20 protein-coding genes are annotated in these 20,227 nt (G+C 42.6%); all 20 read left to right on the top strand.

Annotated features, from left to right (window positions below):
• The first annotated feature begins 28 nt into the window (after positions 1 to 28).
• The gene (mtrB, locus tag AU377_RS09015) at positions 29 to 250 is read left to right on the top strand and encodes a trp RNA-binding attenuation protein MtrB (RefSeq protein ID WP_067407116.1); all 222 of its coding nucleotides are present in this window, start codon (positions 29 to 31) and stop codon (positions 248 to 250) included.
• 43 nt (positions 251 to 293) lie between these two features.
• Positions 294 to 998: a heptaprenyl diphosphate synthase component 1 gene (locus AU377_RS09010; RefSeq protein WP_067407114.1), complete on the top strand. Its 705-nt coding sequence runs from the start codon at positions 294 to 296 to the stop codon at positions 996 to 998.
• A 40-nt stretch (positions 999 to 1,038) separates the two neighbouring features.
• Positions 1,039 to 1,737 carry a demethylmenaquinone methyltransferase gene (locus tag AU377_RS09005; protein ID WP_067407112.1) on the top strand — a complete coding sequence of 233 codons (699 nt, stop codon included), beginning with the start codon at positions 1,039 to 1,041 and terminating at the stop codon, positions 1,735 to 1,737.
• Positions 1,738 to 1,761: 24 nt separating this feature from the next.
• Positions 1,762 to 2,736 (top strand): polyprenyl synthetase family protein, encoded by a 975-nt coding sequence (locus AU377_RS09000; RefSeq protein WP_067407111.1) that lies wholly within the window; start codon positions 1,762 to 1,764, stop codon positions 2,734 to 2,736.
• A 125-nt stretch (positions 2,737 to 2,861) separates the two neighbouring features.
• A complete protein-coding gene (gene ndk / locus AU377_RS08995; RefSeq protein WP_067407109.1) occupies positions 2,862 to 3,308 on the top strand; it encodes a nucleoside-diphosphate kinase in 447 nt (148 codons plus the stop codon).
• A gap of 123 nt (positions 3,309 to 3,431) precedes the next feature.
• Positions 3,432 to 4,202, top strand: coding sequence for a protein-glutamate O-methyltransferase CheR (locus tag AU377_RS08990; protein ID WP_067407107.1), 771 nt, complete (start codon positions 3,432 to 3,434; stop codon positions 4,200 to 4,202).
• A gap of 101 nt (positions 4,203 to 4,303) precedes the next feature.
• Positions 4,304 to 5,485: a chorismate synthase gene (gene aroC / locus AU377_RS08985; protein ID WP_067407105.1), complete on the top strand. Its 1,182-nt coding sequence runs from the start codon at positions 4,304 to 4,306 to the stop codon at positions 5,483 to 5,485.
• Position 5,486: 1 nt separating this feature from the next.
• The gene (aroB, locus tag AU377_RS08980) at positions 5,487 to 6,602 is read left to right on the top strand and encodes a 3-dehydroquinate synthase (RefSeq protein ID WP_067407104.1); all 1,116 of its coding nucleotides are present in this window, start codon (positions 5,487 to 5,489) and stop codon (positions 6,600 to 6,602) included.
• On the top strand, positions 6,595 to 6,957 hold the full coding sequence (gene aroH, locus AU377_RS08975; protein ID WP_067407268.1) for a chorismate mutase: 363 nt from the start codon (positions 6,595 to 6,597) through the stop codon (positions 6,955 to 6,957). The genes aroB and aroH overlap by 8 nt, the downstream gene beginning before the upstream one ends.
• Before the next feature lie 31 nt (positions 6,958 to 6,988).
• Positions 6,989 to 8,080, top strand: a complete 1,092-nt coding sequence (gene hisC / locus AU377_RS08970; protein WP_067407102.1) for a histidinol-phosphate transaminase — start codon at positions 6,989 to 6,991, stop codon at positions 8,078 to 8,080.
• Positions 8,081 to 8,085: 5 nt separating this feature from the next.
• Positions 8,086 to 9,198 (top strand): prephenate dehydrogenase, encoded by a 1,113-nt coding sequence (locus tag AU377_RS08965; RefSeq protein ID WP_067407100.1) that lies wholly within the window; start codon positions 8,086 to 8,088, stop codon positions 9,196 to 9,198.
• Between the two features lie 17 nt (positions 9,199 to 9,215).
• Positions 9,216 to 10,523: a 3-phosphoshikimate 1-carboxyvinyltransferase gene (gene aroA / locus AU377_RS08960; RefSeq protein ID WP_067407098.1), complete on the top strand. Its 1,308-nt coding sequence runs from the start codon at positions 9,216 to 9,218 to the stop codon at positions 10,521 to 10,523.
• 36 nt (positions 10,524 to 10,559) lie between these two features.
• Positions 10,560 to 11,825 carry a tetratricopeptide repeat protein gene (locus tag AU377_RS08955; protein ID WP_067407096.1) on the top strand — a complete coding sequence of 422 codons (1,266 nt, stop codon included), beginning with the start codon at positions 10,560 to 10,562 and terminating at the stop codon, positions 11,823 to 11,825.
• Between the two features lies 1 nt (position 11,826).
• The gene (locus tag AU377_RS08950) at positions 11,827 to 12,378 is read left to right on the top strand and encodes a ReoY family proteolytic degradation factor (RefSeq protein ID WP_067407095.1); all 552 of its coding nucleotides are present in this window, start codon (positions 11,827 to 11,829) and stop codon (positions 12,376 to 12,378) included.
• 60 nt (positions 12,379 to 12,438) lie between these two features.
• On the top strand, positions 12,439 to 12,888 hold the full coding sequence (locus tag AU377_RS08945; protein WP_067407093.1) for a DUF2487 family protein: 450 nt from the start codon (positions 12,439 to 12,441) through the stop codon (positions 12,886 to 12,888).
• Between the two features lie 164 nt (positions 12,889 to 13,052).
• A complete protein-coding gene (locus AU377_RS08940) occupies positions 13,053 to 15,002 on the top strand; it encodes a sigma-54-dependent Fis family transcriptional regulator (RefSeq protein WP_067407091.1) in 1,950 nt (649 codons plus the stop codon).
• 318 nt (positions 15,003 to 15,320) lie between these two features.
• Complete coding sequence (gene lpdA, locus AU377_RS15690) at positions 15,321 to 16,673, top strand: dihydrolipoyl dehydrogenase (RefSeq protein ID WP_067407089.1); 1,353 nt, start codon at positions 15,321 to 15,323, stop codon at positions 16,671 to 16,673.
• An 18-nt stretch (positions 16,674 to 16,691) separates the two neighbouring features.
• Positions 16,692 to 17,645 carry a thiamine pyrophosphate-dependent dehydrogenase E1 component subunit alpha gene (locus tag AU377_RS15685; protein WP_253724446.1) on the top strand — a complete coding sequence of 318 codons (954 nt, stop codon included), beginning with the start codon at positions 16,692 to 16,694 and terminating at the stop codon, positions 17,643 to 17,645.
• Between the two features lie 14 nt (positions 17,646 to 17,659).
• Positions 17,660 to 18,718, top strand: a complete 1,059-nt coding sequence (locus tag AU377_RS08925) for an alpha-ketoacid dehydrogenase subunit beta (protein ID WP_067407085.1) — start codon at positions 17,660 to 17,662, stop codon at positions 18,716 to 18,718.
• 15 nt (positions 18,719 to 18,733) lie between these two features.
• A complete protein-coding gene (locus AU377_RS08920; RefSeq protein ID WP_067407084.1) occupies positions 18,734 to 19,960 on the top strand; it encodes a dihydrolipoamide acetyltransferase family protein in 1,227 nt (408 codons plus the stop codon).
• Positions 19,961 to 20,227 lie beyond the last annotated feature (267 nt).

Here is a 20,227-nt window from a genome sequence, read left to right as displayed (position 1 = left end):
TCCATATAGGCAGACAGGAGAGGTAAACATGGCACAACCTGAATATATCGTAATTAAAGCGAAAGAGGACGGCGTGAACGTTATTGGGCTTACACGTGGAAACGATACAAAATTTCATCATACAGAGAAGTTAGATCATGGTGAAGTAATGATTGCTCAATTCACGGAGCACACGTCGGCGATGAAAATTCGTGGAAAAGCTGAAATACATACCGCACATGGCATTGTGACAAGTGAAGGAAAAGAATAATTCAAGATCATCTATGAAGATGTCTTTGAATGGAGATCCGCTGATGGAAAGACAAAAGATAAAACAGCATATCGAAAATTATCAAATAACAGTGACGCAGACAATTACAGAACCAATTATTGAAAGAGAAATCGGACCCATTGATATGGCAGTTAACCAAGCCTTTTTTTTACTTTTGCCAATGTTAAATGGTGAAAGGTTGACGGAGTCGATGTATAAGGCGGCAGTGGCTGTCGGTGCCGTTCATGCGGCATTTGCAGCACATGATACAATCGATGAATGGGATGCTACGTCAAAGGAACAGCAGCTAACAGTTCTTTCAGGCGATTATTTTAGCGGCATTCACTATCGTATCCTGGCGTCATTGCCGGATTTTGACTTCATTCGTTCATTGTCTCAAACAATCGCTTCGGTCAATGAAAGGAAAGCGACGATGCGTATGCAAACCGATCTGAATCTCGGGGACTTGATGGATAGTCTTCAAATTATAGAAGCAGGCTGTATTGTCGACTATTTTCAATCGTTTGGTTTTGAGCGCTACGCTGCCATTGCGAGTGTTGCATTGCCATTGCTTACGTTAAGAGAAGGTAAAAGTCCACTATACGAAAAGCAGAAGTTAACGGACGAGGCGCTAGCCTTGTTTCACTCGGAAATGGCAGAAGCTTTAGAACAGGCTGATTTTCTTGCCCCTTTTTTGAACGATGAAATTCGTCGCATGACATCACCTCTTCTTGGTAAATTGAATTGACTTACATCGAAGCGCAAAAGATCTGACTGGGGGCATCTCAATGGCTTTATCAAAAGAACAAAGAGTCCATAAAGTATTTGAAAAAGTATCGGGTAATTACGATAAAATGAATTCCGTTATTAGTTTTAACCAACATAAAAAATGGCGAACAGATATGATGAATCGCATGGCGGTTCAAGAAGGTGCTTCTGCATTGGATGTCTGCTGTGGAACGGCAGATTGGACAATTGCACTTGCGGAGGCGGTTGGCGCCGACGGACATGTGACAGGGCTTGATTTTAGCGAAGGTATGCTGGCTACCGGCCGTGAGAAGACGGCGGATTATCCAAACATCACACTCGTTCAAGGGAATGCGATGCAGTTGCCGTTTCCTGATCACTCCTTCGATTATGTAACGATTGGCTTTGGGCTTCGCAATGTTGCCGATTATTTAACAGTATTAAAAGAAATGAATCGCGTATTAAAGCCTGGCGGAATGATTGCTTGCCTGGAGACATCACAAACGAAAATTCCGGGATACCGTCAGCTGTTTAAATTTTATTTTAAATTCATTATGCCAGTACTTGGGAAGATCTTTGCAAAAAGTTACAAAGAGTATGCATGGTTGCAAGAGTCAGCCGACAATTTCCCAGACATGGAAGGGCTTGCTCAATTATTCACAGACGCTGGATTTTCAAACGTCTTTTATAAGTCTTACAGCGGTGGAGCTGCGGCTGGCCACATAGGTTTCAAACAATAATTGCCGTAGGGGAAGGTTATCGATTTGGAGAAAATGAAGTTAATGGCACTTTACACTCATTTCCGGAAGGATCTTAATTATATCGAAAAGGAACTTGAACGATCCGTCGATTCATCTTCTCCTATTATTCGACAAGCATCGTTACTTTTACTGCGTGCTGGTGGAAAGAGAATTCGTCCAATTTTTGTGATCCTTGCTTCTAAATTTGGAAAATACTCCTTGGAAGAAGTCGGGAAAGTAGCAGTGTCTCTTGAACTTGTGCATATGGGATCACTTGTCCATGACGATGTTATTGATGATTCCGATATGCGCAGGGGGTTTAAAACGGTCAAGGCAAGATGGGACAATCGGATTGCTATGTATACGGGAGATTTTATCTTTTCGCGTGCGCTTACCTCCATTGGAGAAATTGAAATCCCCGAAGTCCATCAACTGTTAGCGGAAACAATGTTAGAAATTTGTAAAGGTGAAATCATTCAAATTGACTATCAACGAAAACCAGAGCAAACAGTCCGCGATTATTTACGGCGCATTAAGAGAAAAACGGCATTACTTTTATCGTCGAGCTGTGAGTTAGGTGCGCTTGTCTCAGGTGCTGACCAAGCGACAGTAAGACGGCTGCGCCGCTTCGGTTATTTTGCTGGTATGGCTTTTCAAATCATCGATGATATTTTAGACATCACATCGACGGACGAAGAGCTTGGCAAGCCGGCAGGCAGTGACTTATTGAATGGTCATTTAACATTACCAATATTTTACATAAAGGAAGATCCAAGCTTTCAGTTTTATATGGAACGTTCATTTGATGGGACGCTTACAGAACAAGAAAGAGACCAGATGCTTACATACATTCGACGTTCAGGCGGAATTGAAAAAGCGCAGGCGGTAAGTGATCTGTACTTACAAAAAGCGCTGCGAGAAATAGAGTCATTACCAGATGGAGAAGCTAAGAAAGCATTCGAGCAAATCGCTGCTTTTATCGGAAAACGAAATTATTGAGCCTAATGAGCAGTGGGTCTCCCTGCTAATGGGAGATACGCCGTTTATTAGTTGAAAGATTTTCCGCATGGTGGTACGATCAATTGGGAAATATCCCGCTACATATCAGACGAGGAGTGTTAACATTGGAAAGAACATTTTTAATGGTTAAACCAGACGGCGTACAACGCAATGTCATCGGTGACATCGTTAGCCGCTTTGAAAACAAAGGCTTCCAACTAGTAGGTGGAAAGCTAATGCAAATCTCTCAAGAGCTTGCAGAGCAGCACTACGGAGAGCATAAAGAACGTCCATTCTTTGGCGAGCTTGTAGACTTCATCACTTCAGGACCAGTTTTTGCAATGGTTTGGGAAGGTGAAAATGTGATCTCAACTGCACGTTTAATGATGGGTGCTACAAACCCGAAAGAATCTGCACCAGGTACAATTCGTGGAGATTTCGCAGTAACTGTTGGAAAAAATATTATTCACGGTTCTGACTCTCCAGAATCTGCGGTTCGTGAAATTGGTCTGTTCTTTAAAGAAGAAGAACTAGTGTCTTACGACAAATCAATGAACAGCTGGGTTAACTAATCCATTTAACTTGATGCAATTATGCCGAGGCGTAATTGATTGATTAAAAACAGCCAAGCGGTTAAACGCAGGCTGTTTTTTTGTTATCCAATCAATACATAATGGAATGGAGAGTGAGCGGTATTGCCAGATTACACGACATTCGTAAGAAACATTAAAAATAAGACAAAGATAGACTTATCAATGTATAAAGAGGCCCAAATGAAAAGACGCTTGACTTCACTATATGAACGTCGGGGTTATCGGAATTTTACGGAATACGCCCAAGCCTTACAGACGGATCGCGAACTGCTTGACGAGTTTTTAGATCGAATGACAATTAATGTCTCTGAATTTTATCGGAATGCACAGCGCTGGGAAGTGCTTGAGCAAAAGATATTTCCAAGTTTACTAGCGAATAATCCAAAGCTGAAAATTTGGAGTGCAGCATGCTCTACAGGTGAAGAGCCTTATTCAATTGCAATGACACTTTCCACACATGTTCCGTTAAAGGATATCTCTATCTTGGCAACAGATCTCGATCAAGGTGTGATTCAAACAGCAAAGAACGGGGTCTATCCAGAGAAATCTTTAAAAGAAGTCCCAAGGAAAATTGTTCAAAAGTATTTTGAAAAAGAAGGTCGTTTTTTCAAAGTAAAAGACGAAATTCTTCGAACAGTTACCTTCAAACAACATAATTTGCTGCATGATCGTTATGAAAGTGGTTTTGATTTAATCGTCTGCCGCAATGTGATGATCTACTTTACGGATGAAGCGAAAGATCAAATTTACACAAACTTTTCAAAGTCACTAAAGCCGGGCGGTGTGTTATTTGTCGGAAGTACAGAACAAATTTTTAATCCGGGTCAATACGGTTTTGAATCTATTGAAACTTTCTTTTATAGAAAAGTCTAAATGGATAGATATTTTTAATAAAAGCATAGTCAAAACACATTTAGTTTGATAAAGTGGATAAAATCGTTTTGTTTTGATGCAGGTGATAAGGAGGAAAAAAGATGAGATATTTTACAGCTGGTGAATCGCATGGACCACAATTGACGGCTATTATCGAAGGACTACCCGCTCAAATGGAGCTAACAGCTGAAATGATTAATAAAGAACTGAAAAGGCGCCAAGGCGGTCATGGGCGTGGAAGACGGATGCAAATTGAAAAAGACCAAGTTGTCATTTCTTCAGGTGTTCGTCATGGGAAAACAATCGGTTCACCCGTAACACTTTCTGTTGTGAATGATGATTGGAAGCATTGGACAAGCATTATGGGCATTGAGCCGTTATCTGAAGATGTGAATCCGGAAGATATTAAAAGGCAGATTACGAGACCAAGACCAGGCCATGCAGATTTAGTCGGGGGCATGAAGTACGGACATCGTGATTTACGCAATGTTTTAGAACGTTCTTCAGCGCGCGAAACGACAATGCGTGTGGCGATCGGTGCGGTTGCCAAACAGTTTTTACGAGAGCTGGGCATTCATACGGTCGCGCATGTCACTGAAATCGGCGGAATTCAAACAGATCCGAATACATATGCAGATGTAACGATAGAAGAGCTGCGCGAAACGATCGAGCAAGATCCTGTCTACTGCGCAGATCCAGCAGCCTCAAAGCAAATGGTACAAGCGATCGATGAGATCAAAGGACGCGGTGATACACTAGGTGGTACCGTTGAAGTGATCATTGAAGGCTGTCCGCCAGGAATTGGCAGCTATGTACAGTTTGACCGTAAAATGGATGGCAAACTTGCGGGTGCTATGATGAGCATTAACGCATTTAAAGGTGTAGAAATCGGTCTTGGCTTTGAAGTGGCAAGAAGACCGGGCAGTGAAGTGCATGATGAAATTGCTTGGAGCGAGGAGCGGGGCTATTACCGTAAATCGAACCGATTAGGCGGGCTTGAAGGTGGAATGACGACTGGAATGCCAATTGTCGTTCGAGGGGTTATGAAGCCGATCCCAACATTATATAAACCGCTTGAAAGTGTTGATATCGATACGAAGGAGCCGTTTGCAGCAACAATTGAACGTTCTGACCCTTGCGCAGTACCAGCCGCATCGGTCGTGGCTGAGCATGTGATTGCAACTGAAATGGCTAAAGCGATTATGGAAGAGTTCCGTTCCGACACAATGGATGGACTCAAAAGGGAGATCGACCAATACAGACAATATGTCAAGGAGTTTTAATATGGGAAAGTTGACAGTCGGTATTCAAAATCATGCTTACGATGTGCATATTGGTTCAGATACATACCAGTTATTGGCAACGGAATACCAGGATCTTCTGGGCAGTGCCGATCACATAGCCATTATTGCCGACCAGCAGGTAGCGGAAATCCATTTGCCGCTCTTGCTGGACGCACTAGAAGTAACGAATTCGGAAGTTGCTGTCAAATTAGTGCCTTCTGGGGAAAGCTGCAAAACATCCGCTGTTTACCTTGAATGTCTATCTTTTTTGTTAAATAAAGGTTTCACAAGAAATTCATTGCTCATTGCATTTGGCGGTGGTGCATGCGGTGATTTAACAGGATTTGTTGCCGCAACATTTATGCGCGGGATCCGTTATCTTCATTGTCCAACAACGATTTTAGCGCACGATAGTGCTGTAGGCGGAAAAACTGCGATCAATATGCCGGAAGGAAAAAACATGGTCGGTGCTTTTCATCAGCCTTTAGGTGTACTGTTTCAGACCGAACTATTCAAAACGTTACCGCCAGTAGAAGTTCGTTCTGGCATGGCGGAATTGTTAAAGCATGCCTTTATTTCGGATGAAAATTGGACGGAAGAACTATTAAATGAGCCGTCATTTACAGAACCGTCGATCGATTGGCTACAGGTAGAGTTGTTAAAAGGCATACAAGTGAAAGCAAAGATCGTTGAAGAAGACGAATTCGAGCATTCTAGCCGAAAGTTTCTTAATTTTGGCCATACATTTGGCCATGCTGTGGAAGCCATTTGTGGATTTGGCGGATTAAGCCACGGTGAATCGGTCATGATCGGCATGGCTTACAGCTTGTTATTGAGCGAATCAGAAGGCGGCGTCTCTGCACAATTAACGAATCGCTTCATAGACTTTGCAAGGAAGAACGGCTATACATTCCAACCGATTATGGACTATGACTTTGAAGAGTTTGCAGAATATATGGATAAAGATAAAAAGGCATCCCATGGAAAATGGCATTTTGTCCTGCTGGAAAAGGTTGGACAGCCTATTGTAAAAGAACTAACAAAAGCTTCGTGTGATGCTGCTTTTCATCAATTAAGGGAACGGATAAAAAAGGGAGATGGGAAAAATGATGGTTAGGGGATTAAGAGGTGCAACGACCGTCCAACGCGATGAAAGTGAAGATGTGTTGGCGGCGACGGAAGCGCTTGTCATTGAACTTGCCGAAGTAAACAAAGTATTGCCGAAAGATATTATTTCGGTTTTGATCTCTACAACGACAGACATTCACTCGACGTTTCCTGCGAAAGCTGTTCGTTCAATCGATGGCTGGAAATACGTGCCTGTTATGTGCACGCATGAAATGGATATTCCAGGGGCACTGCCGCGTTGCATTCGCGTTCTTATGCATGTTAATACAGATGTACCACAACGCTATATACAGCATGTTTACCAAAACGATGCGGTTAAATTGCGACCAGATTTACAAAAGTAATATATGTATCGGACTAAACGGGGGGATTTTGATGAAATGGGTTAAAGCATTACAAGAGATTACGCCTTATAAGCCGGGGAGATCGATCGAAGATGTCATTCAGCATTATGGATTAAAAGAAGTCGTAAAGCTTGCCTCGAATGAGAATCCATACGGCTGTGCACCGTCTGTACAAGAGTGGATCAATTCTGCTTCCATCCATACTGAAATTTATCCGGATGGTTTTGCAGCATCATTGCGCGGTAAACTTGCCGAGAAACATGGTGTAGATGAAGGTGCAATTTTATTTGGAAACGGCTCAGATGAAATCGTTACGATCATTTCAAGGGCACTTTTAGGACCTGATACGAATACGGTTATGGCGGCTACGACATTTCCGCAATATGCGCATAATGCCAAAATCGAAGGCGCGGAAATTCGTGAAATTCCGCTCACCGACAATGGACAGCATGATCTGGATGGTTTTTTGCAGGCAATCGATGAGCAGACGGCTGTCGTTTGGATTTGTAACCCGAACAATCCGACGGGGAATTTAATCCCAAGCGATGACCTAAAATCATTTCTTGAAAAAGTGCCAAGCGATGTATTAGTCGTATTGGATGAGGCTTATTTCGAGTATATTACCGATCCCGGACATGTAGATTCGATGACTTGGCTTAACCAATTTTCAAATATTAGTATTTTACGTACATTTTCAAAAGCGTATGGTCTTGCAGCTTATCGAATCGGCTACGCGATCAGTGATCCGACAATCATCACAGAGTTAAACAAAGTTCGAAACCCTTTCAATAATAACTCCTTTGCACTCAGTGTTGCCGAAAAAGCAATAGAAGATGAAGCATTCATCGAGCAGTGCCGTGCGTTAAACCACCAGCAAAGAGAAAGATTTAAACAATATGCACAAGAAAAAAACATTCGTTTGTACGATTCTGAAACCAATTTTGTTTTAATGGAAGTACCAAACGATACGGACGTCGCATCCGAAAAACTTTTACACGATGGATTGATCGTGAGAAGTGGAAATGCGCTTGGGATACCTGGCTTTGTACGTATAACGATTGGTTCAGAAGAACAGAATGACAAACTGTTTCAAGCTTTTGATCGTTTGTGGATGGAAGGGTAAGACAAATGAAAGAAAACGTAGCCATCATTGGATTAGGCCTAATTGGCGGTTCGCTTGGTCTGGCGCTGAAAAGAAATGCCAATCTTCACGTAATCGGCTTTGACCGATCTTATCAAACGGCGGATGAGGCTTACCGAAGAGGCATCATTGACACCATTGCACCGTCGGCGGAAGCGGCATGCCGAAATGCCGACGTAATTATTTTTGCAACACCTGTCAATACGACGGTGAGGTTATTACAAGAAGCCGAAACTTGGAAGTTAAAAGAGAATGTGATTATTTCTGATACCGGAAGTACAAAAAAACCAATTATGGATGCAGCTGCGAACTTAATTGAAAAAGGGATCATTGTCATTGGGGGGCATCCGATGGCGGGTTCTCATAAAAGCGGTGTTTCTGCAGCGTTAGGACACTTGTTTGAAAATGCCTATTATGTGTTGACCCCTTCCCACACGGCGGATGAAGAGCAAATCCAAAGAATGCGGCATTTGCTGCTGCCGACAAAAGGGAAAATTGTCGTCCTCGATGCGATAGAACACGATCGAATGACGGCCATTGTTAGCCATTTCCCTCATATCGTGGCATCTTCGCTCGTTGGCAGACTTGAAGATCAACACGAACACCAGCCGTTTGTGAAACAGTTAGCCGCGGGAGGTTTCCGTGATATTACGAGAATTGCATCAGCGGATCCGGTGATGTGGCGGGATATCACCCTTCAAAATCAAGAAGAGTTATTAACGCAAATCGATGGTTGGATGGAGAAGATGACCGAAGTTCGCCAAATGATCGCCTCGAATGATGAAAACCATATTTATGAATTCTTTGCGGATGCGAAGAAATTTCGAGATACTTTGCCGCTTACTTCTAAAGGCGCTGTTCAAGGTGCCCTTTATACGCCTTTTGATTTACATATTGACATACCGGATACGCCGGGTATTATTTCTGAAATCACAAAGATTTTAGCCGATGAGCGGATTAGTTTAACAAGTATTCGTATCGTAGAAACACGGACGGACGTATATGGCATTTTGGTGATCAGCTTTCAAACTGCCGAGGATCGAAAACATGCCCAAAAGGCCTTGGAGAAAGCAACCGATTATTCGATGCATATTATTTGAACGAAGGGGAGCTGGAAATGAATTTGAAAACGATAGCGTTCAATCATTCACAACTGACGGGTGAATTAACGGTTCCGGGGGACAAGTCAATTTCCCACCGGGCCGTCATGCTCGGTTCAATTGCCGAAGGAACAACGCGTATTACAGGCTTCTTGGACGGAGAGGACTGCCTGCGGACGATCGATATTTTTCGGCAGCTTGGCGTCTCGATTGAAAGAGAAGGAACAAATGTAACGATTCATAGCCCAGGCATGAAAAACTGGACCATGCCAGAAGGAGAGCTATATGCTGGGAATTCTGGAACGACAGCGAGACTAATGCTTGGCATCCTTGCAGGTTCTAACGTAACATCTGTTCTTACAGGTGACGAGTACTTGTCAAAACGACCGATGAATCGTGTATCGTTGCCGCTGCGCTTAATGGGCGCTTCTATTGAGGGGCAGCCGGATAGTAATTTACTGCCGCTGACGATTTCAGGAAGCTCATTACAAGCGATCGATTATGAGATGCCAGTAGCGAGTGCCCAAGTGAAATCCGCTATTTTATTGGCAGGACTTAATGCTGAAGGGAAAACGTCTGTCAGCGAACAAACAGTATCCCGCGATCATACCGAAAGAATGCTTGAACAATTTGGTGTATCCATTGAACAGAAGGGGAAAACTGTTTCTGTTGAAGGCGGGGCAGAGCTGAAAGGAACAGATGTACATGTACCCGGCGATATTTCATCGGCAGCATTTTTTATGGTCGCCGCAGCGATCAAAGAAGGAAATTGGATTACATTTAACAATGTAGGACTAAATCCAACGAGAACGGGTATTCTTGATGTCCTTGAAAAAATGGGAGCAGCGATTGAAATAGTTGATCAAAAGGGTGAAATAGGCGAACCTTATGGTACAGTTAAAGTAGCCTATAATCGTTTGCAAGGAACTGAAGTTTCAGGTGAACTCATTCCAAGGCTTATTGACGAACTTCCTGTCATAGCGCTGCTTGCTACGCAGGCTAAAGGAACGACGATCATCAAAGATGCAGCCGAGCTTCGTGTCAAAGAAACGGATCGAATTGCAGCTGTTACTGCGGAGTTAAAGAAGTTAGGTGCGAATATCGAAGAAACCGAAGACGGTATGATCATACATGGTCCTACACCGTTATCGGGCGGAACACTGTTTTCCTATGGGGATCATCGGATCGGGATGATGGCTGCCATTGCATCCATCGTTGCGAAAGATCCGATCACGATTCAAGATGTTGCATGTATTAACATTTCGTATCCTACATTTTTCGAACACTTGGAAAAACTGACGAGTCCATCCAATGTAAATGGTTAAGGCAAATGTATACATTGTGAAAGAACAGGTGAAAATATGGGGAAGTTGCAAGAAATTGAACGGCAAATAATAGAAGGAGATGTCACTTCTTTACAGCGAACACTTGAAGCGCTGCTTGCTTCAACTGATTTTGATTTGCTGTATGATACCGCGGGACTTTTAATAGACTATGGTTTTCTTGAAGAAGCTGACCGTATTTATGAAGTGCTACTTCTTCATTTGCCGAACGAGGCGCAATTAAAGATTGATCGCGCGGGTATCCTGCTTGAGTTAGGCCAGGAGGACGAAGCACTCTTATTGTTAACGGATATTTCCATAGAAGACGAAGAGTACGTGCAATCTTTGTTGGCACTTGCTGACTATTATCAAATGACTGGTATGGCCGAAGCTGCACTTGCAAAAATTCAAGAAGCGCATAAACTCGCACCGCATGAACCTGTTGTCCGATTTGCTTATGCGGAATTGCTTTTAAATGCAGGGAAATACGGAGAGGCTATTCAATATTATCTTGAATTGCTTGAGGAAGTCGGTCAAATCGGACCCATCGATTTATTATCGCGGGTGGCTGAAGCCTATAACGCAGGTGCTGCATATGAAGAGGCAATCCCTTATTATGAAAGGCTCTTGGAAAAGTCACCTACGCCAGATATTATTTTTGGTGCCGCATTTGCCTATTTCCAAAGCGGTCGCCCCGAAAGAACAGTACCATTGCTAACAGATTTACTCGAGATGGATCCTGATTATTTCTCGGCATATATGCTTGCGGGTGAGGCATTATCTTCAACGGGTGACGACAAAGGCGCTTATGAGTTATTTAAACGCGGGATTCGAAGAGACGAGTTTGACAAAGCGCTTCAATTGGCGGCTGGGAAATCAGCATTAAAGATTGGATTACCTGAGCAAGCTGAAGTGCATTTGAAAGAAGCGCTTGTCTTAGATCCTGAGTATGTAGAAGCTTTGATAACCCTCGCTTCGTTGTATAATGAGGAAGAAAAAGATGAGGAGTTACTGGATTTACTTTCGTATCAACAAGCAACCAATGAGGGAATTCCCCTACTAAATGCTTTTCGTGCATATAGTTATGAACGTTTAGAACAATATAATGATGCATACAAAGCCTATCGTAAGGCATATGCTGAATTACAAGAGGAGCAAGAGTTTTTAGGTAAGTATGCAAACTTCCTACTTGAAGAAGGAAGACGTGAAGAAGCTATTGTCATCGTAAAGAAATTGGTTGAATTGAATCCTGACGACGCAAATTGGAGAGATTTTCTAGAAACATCAATTGATGAGGAGGTGTGACATGACTGCTATGGTTCCTGTCGCAGCCAAAAAGGATTTCGTACGCTGGTTTTTAAAACGGTATAAATTGAAACGCCGTGAATGTGTATGGATTTTAAATTATCTTCTGAGTCAAGAACACCTTCTAGAAAACGTTCATTTTACGGACGAAGCTCATTATTGTCCCCGCGCAATGGTGATGTCGACGACAGATTCGGACAGTATTCCATTTCGGTTTTATAAGGGCAATTTAATGACAGCGGATGCAGAAAAGTCATTTCACGATTTAAGACTTCATCCGGATGATAAAATGTATATCCAGCTTAATTTCCCAAACAATCACACTTGCCCTCAATATGCAAGTGTGCGGGAGGAAAATCCATTCCTTCCCACTTACTTGCAAGTAAGTGAAAGGGATAAACAAATTGCTGAACAACTGCTTGAGGAAAGCATTTCGAAGATGACGGCGGCCAACTTGATGAAAAGAGTGGATGAAGCGCTTGATGCAAATAATAAAGAGTTGTTTATCACGCTGTCCGATATGTTAAAGGACTTGGAAGTATTAAAAGAGTAATGACTCCATCTTATTGTGATGGAGTCATTTGCTCGTTTTGATTGCAGGGGGATTGAGGAAATGAATTGGACATCTAAAGATATGGATACATTTCTACAGCAGCAACAATATATCGACACGCTCATTGTACCGTTGCTTAAAATTGAAACAAATGCGGCAGCGATGAAAAATAGTGCATCTGCATCGGAGTTTTTAATGCAGCTTGTGACATTCATGGAGGCACAGTTTAAAGGCAGGCTAATGCTTCTACCGCCATTTACATATACACCTAGCATTGATTTGGTACAAATAGGTGAAACATTTTCAAAAGATCTTCAGGAATTGCCGTTTAAACATATTTTTTATGTAACGACAGATCCTGCATGGACTCGTATTGAATTGGCGGGTGAAGTCCTTTGGGTGCCATCTGTTCCGATAGAAAGTATGGATGATGCCTTGAAGATGAAAGTGATAGAAGATCAGTTTAGACAGCTTTTGCCAAAGCTGACGGAGAAATGGTCGGGGCAGTAAAATGGAACTTCAATAGTTGTGCAAGTGAACGCTTTCCAGAAGTAATGGGAAGCGTTCATTTGTTTGTTGGATATTAAGGGAATTGGGCAATTATTTTATGTTATACTATTTGGAATAGTAGGTTAATATGTTGTTGCATAGATAATAGGTACGGGAGGAAGAAGATGAATCGATTGTTAAGAGAGGCTTTGGTCACTTCGGACCATTATTATCTTTCTACTAAAAACGCATGGAAACATTATTTGGAGCAAGGACGGAAAATGGATCATGTTATTCGTCCCGAGATTTATCACTCGTGGAAAAGTTCAAAGGAAATGGGTGTGGATCCATTTCAAAGTCGGATCAATGAAATTATTAGTGAACAGGCCCTGTATAGCAGATTAGCGCAAAATGAGCGATTGTTATCATTTGTCGAACCAAAAATGTCAACATTTACGGATTTACTCAGTGAATCAAAAACGATGCTTTCTATAGTGGACAAGCATGGAACGATCCTACAATCGAATGGCGATGAAATGACTTTGAAAATGGCCAATCGATTAAACATCATGTGCGGGGGAACTTGGAGCGAACAATCAGCGGGTACGAATGCAGTTGGCGTTGCACTTCGAACGAAGCAGCCTGCCCAAGTTTTATTTTCTGAGCATTTTTGCGAAAAAAACCATGAATGGTTTTGTGCAGCAACGCCAATTGTAGAACCATTTACAAATGAATTATTAGGGATTGTTAACATTGCCGGCATGTCGGCCAAAAGTAAAAATGCCATCGAACTTGTCATTGCAGAAGCAAATCACCTCGCGACCGTGTTCATTAACGAATTGTATGCGCATACATTGCGCGATAATTTGTTTTTAACCTCGGTTGTTGAAGGTGTAGATGATGCGGTTATCATTGTGGATAGCCAACAAAGAATTGTTCAGAAAAACCAAAAGGCAAACGATCAAAACATCCAATCGCTGCAACCTTTTCTGGGAATTTCAAAACTACTGGGCGAAGTATTATGGAAAGGCAAAAGAATTACGAATGAATGGGTTCAGAATGCCAATAGTGATCTGCATTACAAATGTTCGATTTTTCCAGTTACTTTTCAAGAGGAACAACTAGGAGCGGTTGTATTTCTGAAGGAACAGATCAGTATGAGATGTTCTAAAAATGATAATCCTCCCGTGAAAAAATCCTCTAATTCCTTATCGGTTCGGTATACATTCGACGATCTGATTGGTCAGTCTCCAACTTTTAAAAAGGCTGTCAAAAAAGCGGAAAAAGCCGCAACGATCGATACAACCCTTTTTCTAGCAGGTGAAACTGGAACGGGAAAGGAGATGTTTGCGCAGGCAATTCATCATGCAAGCGCCAGAAGCGAACGCCCATTCGTTGCCGTCAATTGCGGTGCGATTCCACAAAGTCTATTTGAAAGCGAATTATCAGGTTACGCACCAGGGGCTTTTACCGGCGCAAAATCTAAAGGAAGTCCGGGAAAATTTGAACTTGCGAATGGCGGCACCATTTTTCTCGATGAAATTGGTGAAATGCCGCTCGATATGCAAGTGCATCTTTTACGCATATTGGAAGAGCGGGTAGTGACTAGAATTGGCGGTGAAAAAGCGATTCCCATTGACGTGCGTGTGATTGCTGCGACCCATAAAAATTTAATCGAGGCTGTCGAGAAGGGAGAGTTTCGTGAAGATCTGTTGTATCGACTGCATGTCATTCCATTAACGATCCCCCCATTACGGGAAAGAGGTGTGGATATTTTAAACCTAATTCATTACTACACGACGAAATTGAGCAGTCAGTTTCATAAAAGGCATATAAAAATTGATGATCAGGCAATGTGGCATCTTTCCCAATACAAATGGCCGGGTAATGTCAGGGAATTGATCAATGTTGTTAAGCAAACACTTTTTAATATGGAAGGAAATAAATTGTCAGTGTTCGATCTGCCGGACAGAATTGTCAATGCAGTGGAGAATGAATGGAATATGGAGAAAGAACACATTCAACAAGCGCTCATGCGAACGAATGGAAATGTTACAAATGCCGCAAATCTGCTTGGCATCTCTCGATCGACAATGTATCGCAGACTTAAACAACATCAACTGGATCAAGCATAGACGGCCTTTTAAAAGCTCTAAACGCAAAAAGCGTTTAGAGTTTTTTTATGAGAAAACATGAGACAATGAGACGTTTTGTGTGTCAGTGAGACAGTCTATGTGCTAGTTGTAAGAATAAAAACGTGATCATATTCCACTTTCCCACACTTTTAAAAGTTGGCATACATCTTGCAATATTAATTAATGAAAAGCCAAACTGAACATTTGGCCAAATCGAATGTGAACAATGGCTAGTCATCTGCTAGGAGGTGGAAATGCGGTTAAGGCTTACAGATCAAGAAACACTTACCAAAACTATAAGTTAGGTGATGAAAACGAATGAAATCTTTTGACTTAATCGTTATTGGGGCAGGGCCAGGCGGATATGTTGCGGCAATTCGTGCAGCGCAACTTGGAAAAAAAGTTGCGATTGTCGAAAAGAATGCACTTGGCGGGACATGTCTCAATACTGGCTGCATTCCTTCCAAAACATTGCTTCAACACGGAGAAGCGGTTGAAACCATTCAAAAAGCCAATGATTGGGGAATTCAAACCGGTGAAATTTCTATTAATTTTGGAAAGCTCATGGGGCGGAAGGATCAAGTTATTCGCACATTAACAAACGGCGTCGATTATCTATTAAAGAAAAACAAGGTGACATTATTTAAAGGAACGGCAACAGTCGATGAAAGTTTAGTTGTCACGGTTGGTTCCGAAAAATTAAAAGGCAAAGATCTTTTGCTGGCAACGGGCAGTAAACCTTTTGTTCCGCCGATTAATGGATTGGATGAAGTGGATTACTTAACAACAGATAATTTCTTCAACTTAGAAGAGTTGCCAGAATCTATGGTTATTATTGGCGGAGGCGTGATTGCAGTGGAATTAGCATTTGCAATGGCACCTCTTGGAACAAACGTTACGATTATTGAAGTAGCACAAAATATTTTGCTGACAGAAGATCCAGATGCACGTGAAGTGATCAAGGGACAGCTAAAAGCGAAAGGGATTCAAACGATTACAGGCGCAGAAATTCAACGGGTAACAGAGAAAGAGGTTGTGTTAGCTGATCAAACCATTTCTTTTGACCGACTGCTCGTTGCTGCCGGCAGAAGTCCGAATCGTGAACTAGCTTTAGATTTACAGCTGCAACTAGATGAAAATGAAAAATTCGTTGTTGTAAATGAACAGTATGAAACGAGTAAAAAACACATCTATGCCATTGGTGACCTCATTGGCGGTTATCAGCTCGCACATGCTGCCAGCGCTGAAGGGATTATAGCTGTGCATGCGATGGCAGGTGAGCCGATTCAGCCAATCGAACAGACAAAAATACCGAGATGTGTGTATACACAACCTGAAATCGCTTCTTTTGGATTGAATGAAGAACAAGCAAAAAGGGCCGGCTTTGACGTAGAAGTGACAAAAACACCGTTAGCTGGAAATGGAAAGGCAATCGCGATGGATAGCACAGCGGGCTTCATAAAAATTATTGCTGATCGGAAGTTTGGTGAAATCCTAGGGGCTGTTATTGTTGGACACGGAGCGACTGAATGGGTGGGCGAATTATTGGCGATGAAGCATACAGAAGGAACGATGCATGAATTAGCGAGTATGATCCATGCACATCCAACAATTTCAGAAGCAATCGGAGAAAGTGCAAATTTGTTTTTTAAACAAGCCATTCATATGTAAAAGTGTAAAAAGGAGGAATTGATGATGAATAAAGAAACAGCATTATGGATTTATCAAAAAATGAACGAAATCCGCTATTTTGAAGATGAAGTGCACCGCACATTTGGGAAAGGATTGATCCCTGGATTTGTTCATCTCTATGCGGGTGAAGAGGCAGTTGCGACAGGCGTTATGGCATTGCTGGAAAACGATGATTACATTACGAGTACGCACCGCGGACATGGGCATGCCATTGCCAAGGGCTGTGACATCAATGGAATGATGGCGGAAATTATGGGAAAAAAAGATGGATTGGGCGGTGGAAAGGGTGGATCTATGCACGTCGCCGATGTCGATAAAGGGATGTTGGGGGCAAATGGAATTGTTGGAGGCGGTTTTGGTTTAGCGGCCGGGGCAGCACTGTCGATTAAAACGAAAGGTCTTGACAATGTAGCCGTCTGCTTTTTTGGCGACGGTGCTTCAAATGAAGGGACATTCCATGAAGGGTTAAACTTAGCTTCTATTTTAGATTTACCAGTCATTTTTGTTTGCGAAAACAATCAATTTGGTGAAGGGACTCCGTTCCGTTATGCAAGTGCATCCGAAACGGTTGCGGAACGTGCGCCTGCCTATAATATGCCGGGGATTCGTGTAGACGGCATGGATGTAGAGGCCGTTTATAATGCAACGAAAGAGGCTATTGAGCGCGCGAAGGCCGGACAAGGACCAACGCTCATTGAATGCGACACATACCGTCAATATGGTCATTTTGAAGGTGATGAGCAGAAGTATAAAACGGAAGATGATCCGAACCGCGATCGAGATCCAATTCCTGAGTTTCGTGAAAAAGCGATTAAAAATGGTTGGATGACGGGGAAAGAAGCGGACAAAATTGAACAAGAAGCGAAAAAGACAATAGAAGAAGCGGTTGCTTTCGCCGAAGCGAGTCCGCTGCCGGATGAAGAAACACTTTACACAGACATTTTTGCTTAAGAAAAGGAGGAACTATGATGACAAATAGGAATATCACATTTATGACTGCCATTAACGAAGCGATGGCTCAGGCGATGAGAAAGGATGAAAATGTCATCCTAATCGGGACAGACGTTGCAGGCGGAGCGGAGGTAGATCATTTGGTCCATGATGATGGACGTTATGATGACGCATTTGGAGGCGTATTCGGCCTGTCGAAAGGACTTGTCACAGAGTTTGGACGCGAGCGTGTCATTGATACACCAATTGCAGAACACGGCTATTTTAGCGCCGCTGTCGGTGCTGCTGCTACAGGATTACGTCCGATCGCAGAACTGATGTTTAATGACTTCGTCGGTTTTGCATTAGACCCGATCTTAAATCAAGGTGCTAAAATGCGTTATATGTTTGGCGGAAAAGCGAAAATTCCACTGACGGTACGGACAGTACACGGCGCCGGTGCTGGTGCGGCAGCGCAGCATTCCCAAACATTGTACGGCATGTTCGGGGCCATACCAGGCGTCAAAGTTGTTGTTCCTTCCAATCCATACGATGCAAAGGGCCTGATGCTTGCTGCGATTGAAGAAGATAACCTCGTCGTCTTTTCAGAGGACAAAATGCTCTATGGCATGAAAGGTGATGTGCCTGAAGATTACTACACGATTGAAATCGGTAAAGCAAATGTTGTACGGAGCGGGGAAGAGCTGACAATCGTTGCCATTGGTAAAATGGTGCAAGTTGCCGAAGAAGTTGCAAATATACTGGCGAAAGATGATATTTCTACTGAAGTCATTGATTTGCGTACAGTTGCCCCATGGGATCAAGAAACGGTGTTGGAGTCCGTTAAGAAAACAGGAAGACTAATCGTTATTGATGAATCGAATCCTCACAATAACACAGCAACGGATATCGCATCCGTCGTAGCGGATCAAGCATTTGATTATTTAGACGGGCCGATTAAAACGGTCTGTGCACCGAATACACCGGTACCATTTGCAACGAATCTCGAACAGGCATATATTCCAAATGCCGCGAAAGTATTAAAAGTAGCAGAAGAACTTATTGTAGATTTGAAAAAAGAACCGATGATCTAGGAGGTGAGCAAGAAGATGCAAGGAACAATTGTAATGCCCAAATTGGGAATGACGATGAAGGAAGGCACGATTGTCGAGTGGTATAAGGAGATCGGTGATCCTGTTGCAAAAGGTGAAGCGGTCTTAATGATTAGTTCGGACAAGTTGAATCAAGACATCGAAGCACCGATCGATGGCATGCTGCTTGCTAGAAATGGAGAAGTGGACGATGAACTGGAAGTAGGAGCAGTTATTGGCGTCGTTGGGGCAAAAGGGTCTGTTGTTCCGGAGATAGAAAAAAACGCATCAGCTCCGACAGTCACTGCGGCAGAAATAAGCAAAACTACTGATCAGCAAAGTACGGTAGAAAAATCGAGTGAAAGTAAGAGTGCTCGAATATTTATTACTCCGTTGGCAAGAAGAATGGCGGCAGAAAACGAACTGGATATTCAGTCGATTAAAGGGACAGGCGGCAATGGGCGCATTACGAAACAAGACGTTCTTCGCGCGATTGCAGAGCTTCCGAAAGAGGAAGCAGCTGTGGCGGCGGATACTGTAAAGACCAGAACAAAAGTGGGAGAAGGACTTACGCCAATGCGCAAGGCAATTGCCCAAAATATGCGTAATAGTCTGGAGCAATCGGCGCAACTTACGCTTCATCGAAAAGTAACAGCTGATTCATTACTAGATTTCCAAAAATTATTGGCAAAAGAAATTGAATCGAATGCAATCGACGCAAGGCTGACGTTAACCGTATTTCTCGCAAAAGCAACAGTACTTGCCCTACAATCGCTGAAGAAAATGAATGCTACTTACGCGGAAGGCAGATTAACGGAATTTGATGAGGTTCATCTAGGAATTGCGACGTCTTTAGAAAATGGTTTAGTCGTCCCGGTCATTCAAAACGCTCATCAAATGACGATTAGTCAACTTGCCAAAGAAATGAAGACTGTGAGTGAGGCGGCAAGAAATGGAACAGCTGATCCGGGGCTGTTAACGGGATCTACCTTCACCATAACGAATCTTGGGGCAACGGGAATTGAATATTTCACACCGATTTTGAATGCCCCTGAAACAGGTATTTTAGGAGTAGGTGCCCTACAAGACGAATTAACTTTAACCGAAGACGGATCTGTTAAAGTATCGAAGAAAATTCCGCTGAGTTTGACATTCGATCACCAAATTCTAGATGGCGCGGATGCTGCACAATTTTTAGGGAGTTTGTCAAGTATCATCGAATCGCCGTTTCGATTAGTACTTTAAGCAAGATCCGAAAAGTAGGACGTATTTGCGAATATGTTCATTTAGAGTGTGGGCAAAGGCTTGTTGACTTTGTCTACACTCTTTTTCGGGAGATTATCGTTCATTGACGGGTGGAAAATTGCATTTTTTCACTGCGAAAAAGAAGTGGGAACTACAAACTTCAAAGTTTGTTCACAAACTTCAACAAATGTTCACAAACTTCAACTGTATTTTTAAAAGCGTAATTGAATTAAGGTTCGTATTGGGCTATCATAGAGATGTCCTAGT

Source organism: Sporosarcina sp. HYO08, assembly GCF_001563475.1.
Lineage (GTDB): Bacteria > Bacillota > Bacilli > Bacillales_A > Planococcaceae > Sporosarcina.
The sequence above is the reverse complement of the archived record's forward strand: the minus strand, read 5'-3'. Positions and strand labels throughout refer to the sequence as shown.